Annotated in this window: 3 protein-coding genes and 1 pseudogene; 2 read left to right on the forward strand and 2 right to left on the reverse strand. The window is 70.1% G+C overall.

The window, feature by feature from the left end; translation table 11 throughout:
- Complete coding sequence (locus Q7A36_RS28200; protein ID WP_305107113.1) at positions 1 to 3,180, reverse strand: hypothetical protein; 3,180 nt, start codon at positions 3,178 to 3,180, stop codon at positions 1 to 3.
- Positions 3,181 to 10,284 (reverse strand): hypothetical protein, encoded by a 7,104-nt coding sequence (locus Q7A36_RS28205; RefSeq protein ID WP_305107114.1) that lies wholly within the window; start codon positions 10,282 to 10,284, stop codon positions 3,181 to 3,183.
- Between the two features lie 861 nt (positions 10,285 to 11,145).
- On the opposite strand from Q7A36_RS28205, the gene Q7A36_RS28210 reads away from it, so the two are divergent.
- Both Q7A36_RS28210 and Q7A36_RS28215 read left to right on the forward strand, forming a co-directional pair.
- Entirely contained in the window at positions 11,146 to 11,316 is a 171-nt protein-coding gene (locus Q7A36_RS28210; protein ID WP_305107115.1) for a hypothetical protein, read from the forward strand.
- Between the two features lie 526 nt (positions 11,317 to 11,842).
- Positions 11,843 to 11,984, forward strand: a pseudogene (locus Q7A36_RS28215) (IS5/IS1182 family transposase); the annotation flags it as partial.

Below are 11,984 nucleotides of genomic sequence, written 5' to 3' on the forward strand. Positions count from 1 at the left end.
TCAGGGCCCTCCCGCGCCGATGGTCAGCATCTGCTCGCCCACCCGCCCGAGCGGGTCGGTGATCCGGACGAGGACCTGGACAGGGTCGGCGGCCGAGGCCCGCCGCAGGATGGCTTGGTAGGTCGTTGCGCCCGCCGCCGAAGCGCTAATCCACACCCCGGACCCCGTGGCGGGTGGCGCATGGTCGAGGGCGTCGAGCGGGCTGTCGAGGGAGACGAGGGCGGGTGCGCCGGGAGGGACCGCGCGGACCGTGAGCAGATGCGACCCGAGTGGCGTCCGCGCGACCGGGGCGGCGGAGCTCCATTGCAGGGTGACGTCGGTCGCGCTGCCGCCGCGCACCGGGGCGCTGATCGCCGGGGCGGCGGACGGTGGCAGCACGACCCAGGCAGCGTCGCTCGGCGGTGACCGACCGGGGAGCAGGCCGCGCGTGTCATCGCGCCCCGACCAGGCGACGGCGCGGTACCAGACCCGCCGCCAGGAGCCGCCTGGCGCGTCCTCGCCGGTGACCTTGCCGATGAAGGCGCCGAAGGCGGCATCCTCGACCTTCTGCACGTCCCAGCCGCCCGCGCTGTCGAGGAGGGACGCGATGGGCGGGCCCATGGTGTCGAGCTCCCGCGCGGCGTCGTCCACCCGCACGCGGTGCAGGTCCACCCGCTTCGCCCGGTGCCCAGGCCGGGTGCTGACGGTAATGACCGCCTTGAAGGAGGGTGGATCCGTCGTCGTGTCGAGGATCCGATCGACCTCGATGATCGGCGGCGCCGGTCGGGCGATCCGCGGTATGCCCACCGCCATCAGCGTGCTCTCCGCGCTCCCCGCGGCGGGCCAGGGTGCCTCGACCAGGGAGGGGCTGATCCCGAGCACGACGTAGCAGTGGATGCCCATGGAGCCGCGGGGCAGCGTCACGTCGAGCGAGGTGCCGGTGAACGGCGTGGCGTTCAGCCGCGTGAAGGGGTGCCGCAGCGGGTTGGCGTTGAAGGCATCGGTCAGCGCCTTCAGCCGGGCATCAAGCGTCGCGCCCGGCTCGGGCTGCGGCTTCCCGAGGGCGTCCAGCAGCGGCGTCTCAGCGGCCTCGTAGATGTGGTAGCCAAGGGCCGGGGGCGCGGGCGGATCCCAGGCGAGCACCGCGTGGCAGGAGCCGCCCGCGTCGGGCAGGCTCGCCAGCTTGACGTGCCGGACCACGATGACGGGCGGCCGCGGGTCCGAGGCGGAGGCGACGGCGGGCCGGGCGCCAAAGGCGGACGCGCGCTGCGGCGGGATCCGCGCCTGCACGAGGCCCCAAAGTGCGATCCCGACAAAGGGCGTTCCGGCGAAGTCGAGCCCCAGTCCGGTCAGGGTCATCCGGTAGCGCCGGGACACCTGCCCCTGGGCGGCACCGAACCCGGCGGCGAACTCCTCCCCGCCCTCGGTGAGGGGCTGGATGGTGACCCCGGGCGCGCTCGGCACATCGCCCGCGAAGTCGATGTCGAGCGGCGGGCCGCCGCTGGCGGTCCCCCGGTCGAGGCCAGCCGGTGGTGTGTTGGAAGGCGGCGCCGCCCCTCCCTCGGCTGCGGCGTAGAGGTTGCCCACGAAGCTGACCCGGCCCGGTGTGCGGATCCGCCAGTCGAGCAGGAACTCCACTTCGAGCGTCGCTGGACAGACGCTGCCCGCGCCGGGAGCCTCGGCGATGAGGCTGAGCTTCACGATGCGAAGGGGCTCGGGGGGCGGCTCGGCGATGGTTGGCCCCACCGATGCCCAGGTCGACCAGATGCCCCAGATGTCCTGCACCGCCACCCCGTATGCGACCTGCGCCGTTCCCGGGTCCTGCGGGATCGGCATCTCGCGGTCGATGATGTTCACGTGCTTCGGGTCGGGGTCGGGCGGGTGGCCGGAGGTCGAGGCATTGATGGCAATCGGGGACAGGCCCCCGCTCCGCCGCGGGGCGAGCAGCGGGATTGCTGGGGCCGCGGGCGCGATGCCTGCGCGGGCGGCCGCGGCGCTGACGGCGCCCGCGAGCGGGGTCGAGGGGACCCGGTCCCAGGCGAGACGTGTTGTCGCCCGCCACGGCCCGTCGACGGCAATCGGCCGGAGAAGGCCCTGGAGTTCGGCGACCAGGTTTGCGGGCTGGACGGGTGGCCCCGGCGTGACCGGCCCGGGCACGATGGCGGCGAGGTCGAAGGGGGCCGACCGGCCGTCCAGCCCCGCCTCCCAGCGCGCGGTCACCATGAAGTCGAACTGAGATCCTTCGTCGTAGGCCGTCCCGAAGCCGAGCGCCAGGCACAGGAAGGGATCGGTCGCCGCGCCGAGGTAGGCCACCGTGAGCGGCGAGACGTCGGCCTTGGTGCCCGCGCCCGACATCTGCTGGCCAGACGAGGTCACCGGCGGTGGCAAGGGGGTGGCGACGGTCTGCTTCGCCTGCGCGTCGGGCGGGTTGCCGCCCACGATGGGCGCGAGCAGGTCGAGCAGCGAGCCGTTGACGTCGACGATGAGCGCGCGGGGATCGGGCGGCCGCCACGCGGGCGCCGCCACACCTGGCGCGATCTCCGGCCCCCAGCCGAAGGGCGGCGCACCGCGGGTGAGGCGCTGGATGGCGGCGGAGACCGGATCCGTCGGGGCGGTGACCAGGCCTTGCTGGCGCGTGTGCTGGCCGATGCCCGACCAGGCGGCGCCGACCGGCAGGCCCACGACCTCGACCAGCCGCCAGCCGTCGGTGTTCGCGTATCGCCCGGGCAGCACACCCCTCGCGGCGGTGACGGTGGCGCCGGGCGGGAGCAGCACGCCGTCAATCGTCTGTGCCCTGAGCTCGAAAGTGCCACCGCCCGCCGGGAAGAAAGCGGAGGCGCAGAACCGTTCCGGCCTGGGTGCCCCCGAGAACGCGACCACGGTCCCGAGGGCCGGAGCCGAGATGGTGACGAACACCGAGGAGACGCTGCCCTCGGTCCATGTGTAGAGGTTTGCCGCCCCGAGCCAGTTGACGAAGGGAACCAGCGTGAGCGCCTGGACGAAGGCGTCGGTGGTGTGCGGGCGGCTCCACACCCGGAAGGGCTCCGTGGGAAACCCGAGCTCTGCGTTGAGCATCCAGCGGAGCTGCACGCTCGGCCGGTGATCGGCGAAGCCGGGGATGCCGAGGCGGCGCGCCTCGCCGTTCCAGAGGACAAAGGCGCCGCGCGCATCGAAGCGGGTCGGGTCGACGACGAAGGCCATTCAGACCTCCTCCCAAGGAGCGGCCGCCAGGGTCTTGCTGAACACCGGGACGACCTCATCCGCCGCCGGATCTGCGAGATAGGGCTCTGTCCGGGCCAGGCGCCGCAGCACGAGGTTGAGCAGCCTGCCGCGCGCGCCGGGCCGCAGCGTCACCAGGGCGCGCTGACCGCCGGGCGCGGCGACGATGTGCTCGACCTGGCCGAAGGCTGAGGCATCCTCCAGTCCCAGCCAGGGCTGCGGCAGCAGCTCCCAGTGCTTGGCAACCGGGTCTTTCGGGTCGATGACCTCGGTCGGCAGCTTGCGGGTGCGCCACATCGGCTCCGGCGCATCCACGAGGATTGCGGCGGGCTGCGGCGGCGTGCCGGGGTCCCAGAACACCGTGAAGCCGCCTTGCGTGGGCACCGGGAGGGCGTCGAGCCCGGCTTTCAAGAGCTCCTCGTCGAACTGATTACCCTGGGGCGCGCCGCCCGCGAAGCGCGGGCCTATGGCCTGGAGCTTGCCCACATCTTCGGTGCGAACGCCGCGGTGCCTGACCTCCCCGACCTGCATGGCGAGCGCGAAGGCGGCGAGCGTCTGGAACCCGCCGGTCGAGAAGCCGCTGCGCCACACCCGTTGTCCTGGCGCGCCGTCGGGTTGACCGACGTCCAGCATCTCGATGTCGATGAGGTAATCGGTGAACAGATCGAGCGGGATGGCGATTTCCAGCCTGGTGTGCGTCAAGCCCGTACCGGTCACAGGGATGCAGCCGAGGCCTGAACGGGGGTCGGCCGCGAGCCTGCGTAGCGTGTCCTCCCACGGCGTGCGGAGGGTGGCGGCCACGTTCTTCAGGGTGGACGCGTTGATCGGCACAGGGTGCGGCTTCTCCGGCGTGCTCGGAACCTCGACGAAAGAGGCGGGCCGCAGCCGCGCCTGCAATTTCTTGCCGTAGGCGGCATAGAGCGGTCCGACGGCGCGGCTGGAGAAGACCACCCGGACCTGCTCGGCGGCGAAGAAGTGCGTCTCGCCACCGCCGGGCAGCGCGAGCAGGATCCACGGATCCAATTTCGCGGGCGGGTCCGCGTCTGTCCGGAACCAGAAGGTCTGCTGCCGTTGAGGACCCGGCGTCTCGGTGCCGCCGGAGCGCGTTGCCGATGTCCAGGTCGCGCGCACGCCATAGGTTTCGCCGCGTTGCAGGAGGGCGATGTCGGCGGCATCGAGATTGAGGGCAGCGTCGACGACGCCGCTGAGCTTCGTCTTCTCCGTGGTGTCGTAGTCCGAGCGGGCGACTTCGGCGGACCGCAGTGCCTCGACAGCGCCGACGTAGAAGGGCCGGAGCCGGAACCCGTCGACCCGCGCGCGTAGCTCGGGTTGGCTGCCAACTTGAATGGAGTCGCCTCCGGGAGCGCCCCTGATCTCGACGAGTACGGCCCCGTACTGCTCGGTCTGCTTGTCGATCTCCTGGAGTTCCTGCACGAAGGGCGACCAGGGGCTGGCGGCGGCGGTCCAGGACGGCGGCAGGGAGCCCGGCCGAACTTCGTCGGCCGAGGTGACGACGCGCTGCGAGAGAACGGTATCGCCCTGCATCACCGCGATCACCACGGCGCCGATGGGAAGCAAGCGGAGCGGAACCAGCAGATACAGGCGGGCATACTCGATCGGGCCCGTGCGGAAGACGACGGCGTTGTCGATAGGGCCGGGCCGGAAGCCCAGTCGTTTCCATGCCTCCGCCACTGCGTCGCCGCGGGTCTTCTCGCCGAAGGCGATCAGCACGCCGGTATCCATGGCGGGCGAGGCGAGCATCCAGGCCGGGCAGGCGCGGGCCGCGGCGAGCGTGGCGGGCGGTTCACCGATGCCGCTGAGCACCCCGGTGTGCGCCGCCCCGGTGAGCGGTTCGCCTGTGCCGAGCCTCCTGACAACCTCCAGCAAGGACGGCCGGGGCCCGCTGGGCAGGGCCTGCGCACCGCCCCCGCGGATCGCCGCAGAAGGGGACACCGGCAGCGCCTCCCGGGCGACGGACACCGGCGGGCGCGGTGGGAAATCCGGGGTGGGGCCGGAGTCGGGAGATGGCGCCCCGGGGCATGGCACCATCGCTCCCTCCACCTCGGCCGGGACGATCCCGCGCAGGGCATCGGTAGCCATGTCGCCGCAACGCCAGCGCTCGGTGACGACGAGAAGGGCGTCGGGCGGCGCAGAGCGGGTACTGCCTGCCGGATCGGGCAGCGGTAGGCCTGTCAGGCGGCAGCCGGTCGGCGACGGGCCGAGTGGCTGCCCCCAGAACAACCAGAGCAAGGGCGCCGGGGGCGCGGCCGGTTGGCAGACCGTGCCCCACTTGCGCTTGGTGATCTCGTCCAGGAACCGGCTGGAGCCGAGCGCCCGCGGCGCTGGCTCAGGCTGCCAGGAGAGCAGCGCGAGCTGTGCCTCGAGTGCCTCATCCCCCGCCTTGGTATTCCACCAGGTTGCCGGGGTCTTTCCTGCCGTCGGGGGCGTCCCGATGAGCTCCACCGCGGTGAGCGTGTACTGGAACTCCACCTCGCCGCGTTTGACCCACCCGCCTTCTGGACCCTGCGGGGTGCCACCCACCTCCTCGCTGCCGAACTTGAGCGGCGGTGACGGTGACTGCGGTGTGAGCGGGGGCGCCGACATCATCAAGACCGGGATGGCGTCGATTGGCACGACTGGGAGGTCACCAGGCGCGGTGTCGCCTTCGGGCCCGGTGCCGATGACGGCGTCAATCGGCCGGTCCGTGCCGCTGCCTGCGACCAGGGCAGGCGAGCGGCTGACGATCTTCAAGGATTTCACCAGCGCAGGCGGCGACGGCGGCGGGACGGTGGCGTCGCTGAGGTTGAAGCCGACGCAGCCCGAGACGCTGAAGAAGAAGAAATCCACCTCGCCGCAGACATCGCCGCGGATCTGCGACAGGTCTTCGCCTCGATCGCCCTCCCCGGCGAGCACGTGGAGATCGGCCCAGGCGCCGATGTCGATGATGAAGAGGTGCAGCGAGCCGCGGATGCCGAGGACGCCGCCCAGCCGGAACGGCGACAGTCCGACGACGGCGTCGAACCCGCCGCCGACCTCGACATAGAGGGCGTCGCCGCCCCAATGGAACGAGACGTGCAGACCGGTCGCTGCGGACAGGCCGGTCACCGCGGGCAGCTCGGCATGGGCGGGGATGCCCCTTCCCGAGAGCATCAAGTAGCCGCTGGCGTCGAACACCTCGAGCACCGTGGCGTGGACCGGTCCGATCTGTGTTCCGGTGTCCGGGTCGACGTAGCCGTCGAAGGTGCCGACGAAGAGGTGCCAGTCGGTGGCGTCGTGGAAGTTGAAGAACGCCTCGACCGGAATCTGGATCTCGAGAAGCGGCTTCACCTTGTAGTCGATGGCCAGGCCGATGGTCAGCGTGCCGCGACCGAAGTCGAGGTCGATGACCGCGAGGAACGTCCCTTCGCTCGTGCCGTCGTGCAGGTCCGGCTTGGCCGATATGACGTTGGCCTTCATCATCAGGAGCAGCCGCGGGCCGGGCAACTCGAGCAGCAGCATCCCCTTCATGTTGAGGATGAAGTCGGTGCCGAGCGTTCCCAGCACCGCGCCCACGCCGAAGGCCCACTTGTTGATCTTCGGGGACCAGAAGCGCGAATCCGTCACCTCGCCGCCGGTTGCCTTGAGCCAGGCCAGCGCGGACGCCGCCGCGCCTGCGGGCACGAGGGACGGATCCCGCTCGAAATGCATGGCGAAGAGGCCGAGCAGGCCATAGATGCCGAGGCCGGAGTTGGCGAGCGGGATGGCGACCGGGAAATCGACCTCGATCGCGGCCATCACCCCCGTCGCCGGGCCGCCCTGGCCCGGCGGGATCTGGGCGATGGCGAGCGACGCGGCGAGCCGCAGCTTTATGGGCGTGATGGTGATGTCGATCCGGCCCTTGATGACGGCGATCTCGTCGGTGCCGCGCGGCTCGTGGCCGATCTCGAGGTAGCCGCGGCCCTGCACCACGCCCGGGATGTTCACGCTCGCGCCGAAGGCGGAGAGCTCCGGCGGTCCGCCCGGGCTGATATTGAGGCGGACGCGCATCCGGTCGATGCTGACCACCCCCAGGTCGGCGCCGAAGCCGAGGTCGATTTCGACAAAAGTCGGGTTGCTCCTGGAAATCCTCGCGCCGAGGATCTTCAGGATCTTGTCGAAGGGCTCGCGGACCTTGATGGCGCCCGGCCCCGAGACATCCAGGGTGTAACCCTTGGAGGAGTCGAAGTAGGGCCGGAACGGGAACTTGCTCTCGCCCGGCTTGTTGCCGAGGATGAAGCCGATCGCCTTGTACCGCGCCGTCAGAGGGGTCTTGCGGTCGATGGAGACGAGCGGCGTGTCGCTGGGGATCTCGGCGGAGATCGCGGTTTCCACGTCGACCAGCAGCAGCGCCTCGACACCGTCCTGGCGTGCCTGGACATCGATCTCGCCGCCATACCAGATAAAGCGTTCCGCCCGCAGCCACTTCAGGCCCATGAAGGTCGTGGCTGCGACGATGGCGGCGCCGTCGAGCGCGAGCGTGACCACGCCGCCGCCCCCCTTGTCGGCTGCATCCGCCGCGGTCGAGATCAAGGGCCAGAGCGCGACACCGAGGCCGAGGAAGCTGAGACCGGGCGGCGGCTCCGGCGGCGGGTCGGACGGCGCCGGGGGCAACCAGCCCATCGATTTCAGGCCGTCGATGTCGGCCGGGTCGGCGCCGAAGCTCAGGGTCTGCCGGACGTCGCCCGTGGCGTCGTCCCGTTGCACCACGAGCCGCGCGGAAACGATGCCGTCCGCCGGGTTGCGGTTCGGCACGTCGGCCCATCGGGGCATCTGGTCGGCAGGAACCCCGCCCGCGGCGAGCTGCGCCTCGGTCGGGGTCTGGATGTCAAACTTCCCGGCGATCTCCAGCGCGACCAGGCGGTCTCGCACGATGCGGAGCTTGAGGTCGGCGCTCGTGAACCAGGAGGGTGGCGCGGGAGGTGCGGCATCGGCCGGATTGTCGGGGATGGGCGCGGGCACCGGCGGCACGGCGGCGGGCCGCGCGACCGTCCCGTCCACGGTGGTCTCCGGCACCGGCGTCGCGGCGGTCCAGGTCGCCACCGCTTTCCACCAGTTCGCACGCTGCTTGACATCGCCGCTCTGCGCCGGACCCCAGTTCGTCATGTCCGCGGCGGTCGCGGGGAAGGCGAACGTCTTGCCGAGGTGCGCGGCGGCGGCGCTGATAAGGGCCTCAAGGCCCACGGCACGGTTCTGCGCGAGGCTGTTGTTGCGCTCCCAGTCGGTGCTGTGCGGCGCGGGATCGTCGTCGGGCTCGAAGCTGGCGAAGCCCTTGATGGTGATCGCCGTGCCGCCGGGCACGCCCTGGAGCAGGGCCGCGAGCTCAGCAGACTCATCCGAGGCGATCCAGGCAGAACTCAGCCCCTCATCCGGCGCCGGGCTGGCCTTCACATTGCCCGGGGCTAGGGCATAGGCGGCAGCGTCCGGGTCGTCGCGCCGGTTCGGATGGTTGAAGCGATAGAAGCCGGTGGAGCTTCCGCCTGCCAGGGCGGCCGATCCGGGCAGGACCGCCCGCACCGTCACCGTCTCGCCGGGCGCGCAGGCCACGGTGGCCGTCGGGCCCGCTCCTGCCGCGGCGCCTCCGGCCGTCCACTGCGCGCCCGCGAGCCCGGCGGGATCCGCGCCGTCCAGGGTGAGCGTCGCCCGCAGGGCGTCCTGTGAGACGATGCGGAGCGTCGGCGACTGCTGCGGCACCGTGCCGCGCTTGACTTGGTCCGTGCGTACGGTGGCGGCGGGCGCCGACTGGGGCGAAGCGCTCCCCGGCGGTGGCAGGGCCGTCGCCTGCTTGAGCGTGGCGTCGACGGTCAACGTGGCCGTCTTCGCGCCCGGCTCGGAACCCCTGGCCGTCACGACGATGGTGAGCGTGGTGGCGCCGCCAAAGCTGACGTCGCCGAACAGGCGGCCGGGGCTGTCAGGGCCGCCGCCGATGCGGGCGCTGGCGGTGTAGGGGGTCAGTCCGCCGTCGATGTCGACCACCATGCGGGTGTGGTCGGGAATGGTGACCGTGGCTGCCGCATTGCTGGATTTGACGATGCTGAAGCACTGGCCGACCGCGTCGTAGAAGCGGGCGCTGACCCGGAGATCGCCGCCGCCCTGGTCGATGACGGCGAGTTCGAAATCGCCGGTCACGCCCGCCGACGCGCCGGTTCCGATCAGCAGGTTAGTGGCTCCGACATCGACCGCGAGGCCGGAAACCCCTTCCGGCGCGACGTAGATCCGCAACTCGGGCAGGTACACGCCCGTCCAGGAGTCGTCGTATCCGAACTGCGCCAGGACGCTCGGCGGCGTGACGCCGTCGGAGAGGTCGAGGACGGCGCTGCGGAAGCCGATGCCTATGACCCGGCTGGGGCCGATGAAGGCGTAGGGCGGCCGCATGGTGAGCAGGTCGGCGACACCGAGGCTGGCCTGCTCGTCGAGGCTCGACGCGCCGAGCGACAGGACGGTGGCGACCAGCGGGTCGGCAGCGCTCGATCCCTGCTGCAAGCGCAGGCGGATGCCCGGGAGGGTGATCTCCACGTTCTTGGTGGCGGTGTCCTCGACCAGGATGCCGCTCGGATCAAGCCGCGCCGGGCGCAGGAATGGCAGGCGGAGCATCGCGGTCTTGAGCAGGATGTCGAGCGTGAAGGTGGTCGACGGATAGTCGGAAGCCGCCGTCAGCGACGGCCCGGCATCGAGTGCGGTGAGCACTGCCGCGGCGGCGGCGAAATCGCCCGCGCCTCCGATGGCGGCCACAGCCTGCTGGACCTTCTGCGACGCCGCCCGGGGTGCGAGCAACTCGAACTCGACCTCCGTGTCGTGGATGTCGAGCCAGGGCTCGCGGCGGCTGACGTCCTTCGCCGGGTGTCCTTCGGTATTTTCGGCGTCAATCCCGAAGGACATGGACCGCCAGTCGAACCACGGCCTGGAGCCTCCGCCAAACCTGGCGGTGCCGCTGATGACGACGCCGGTTTCGTCCACCGCCATCGCGTGCTCGCGCACGGACAGGACCGAGATCGCAGCGTGCCATTGGCCATAGCTGTCGCCCTTGAGGACATAGGGCAGGACGAGATCCGCCAGCGCGAGATCGGGCATGCCTGTTCCTCCCTATGTACCGTGTATCCTGGCCGCCGCGATCGGGTGCCAAATGCTCAGTCAGGGAAATCAGTCATCGTCAGAGCGCAACTCTAGAGACGTCGTGCGGTAACTTTCGAGAAAAATGAGCGGATGACAGAAGAATCAATCATGGCGGGATTTGCGCGAGGCCGCGATCAAGCGCGTCGGCTTCGACAAAATTATTGGGTAGAGATCTTACTTTTTTTGCGTCACGAAGGCAATTCGCTTGTGTTCGCAGCTTCGGGTGACTGAGACGAAGCCGCAATCGTTGGCCATTGCGGTTCGCCTCGGCGGGCCGCTGGACGAGAAGAGAAGCGCCCCTTGCCCGTCGCGTCCGAACTTCGTGAGACGAACCGCGCCACAGGCTTCGCCGGAGCACTCCTGATTATGGCTCACCTCGCGGCCGCGTCGCCCACTCACTTGATCGAGCTCGATGCACATTTTTCGCCGCCGCGCATCGAAGCTGAGGGCGCAGGCCGGGTCAGTTGCTTTCGGCCGGAGTCGACTTCTCATGGTCCCGTACCCACATCACCAAGGCTGAGACATACCCTTCACAGGTGCCAACAACGAATGGGCCGCAGACATCGTCTCGCCCGCCTGTTGCTGGAGGAGGGAGGCGAGCGCGTCCCGGACCCAGTGTGGCCCGGGAACCTCCTCGGATGCCCATCGACGAACCTGCGGCGACGTCAACGCCGACAAAGCTTGGCGCGTGTACAAGTAGGGCGTTGAGACTGCCGCGATTGCGGCACGCCTGGGCTACTCCCGGCGCGCTATCTGCCACGCAATCCAGCATCGCCGAGAGGCCGAGCAGGCCGCCGCGGCGGGCAAGGAGAGGTCGGCATGAGCGCGCTCTCGCATCCCGTGACCTACCTGGTCATCGCCCCTGGTCATCGCCGCCATGTCCCTGGCCGCCGCAGCGCCGTGTGCCATGCCGCCCGCGGCCGCAGCATGGCGGGCGGTGACGACGCTCTGCATGGTGTGGATCTCGGGCTGAGCGCCTCGCCGTCGTAGCAAGGGCGGCGGAAGGTTCGCTTCCGCCGCCCCGCTTCACCTACGACTAATGCAGGCAAGCACGGCAACCATCAGCACTTTCGATACGTATATCGAAAGGCTGAAAGAGCCATACGACATGAGAAGCGTCATGTCGCTGGTACCTCCACCTCGCCGCTGAGCGGCGGAGAGCCTGGTTTCGGTACACTCGGCTGGTGTGGTCCAAGGCGAACCCCGGACTCCTCGGTTATGGTTTCAGGCGAGCTCTCGACCCCTGATTTGGCCGCGGCTGCCGTTATCTTCAAGGGTTGCCCGGGCCATCAGCTCCCGTCGTTCACCTCATCCTCGTCGTCCTATTTCGACGCGCCGCCCTGGAACTGGCATGGCGCGTTGGCAAAGCTCATCTTGAGCATACGGGCCCATGGCTTGAACTTTTCATATTCTGGTGTCGGTGGGCCGCTGAAAGGCTGTTTTGAAAGGCGCTGCTGGGGCTGAAAAGGCGGCGTAGGAGAAGCGTTCTGGGCGGTTTTCCCGGAGAGAAGCCGCCATGTGGACGCCTGATACCCGCGCGCTGGTTGGGGACTACGGGTCCGGTCAGGCCCTGAGCGACGAGCAGTATCGCCTTCTCGAACCGCTCATCCCGGCCGCCAAGCCCGGAGGCCGACGGCGGACGACCAACATGCGGCGCC

This window comes from Paracraurococcus lichenis (assembly GCF_030657435.1).
GTDB classification, from domain to species: Bacteria; Pseudomonadota; Alphaproteobacteria; order Acetobacterales; family Acetobacteraceae; genus Paracraurococcus; species Paracraurococcus lichenis.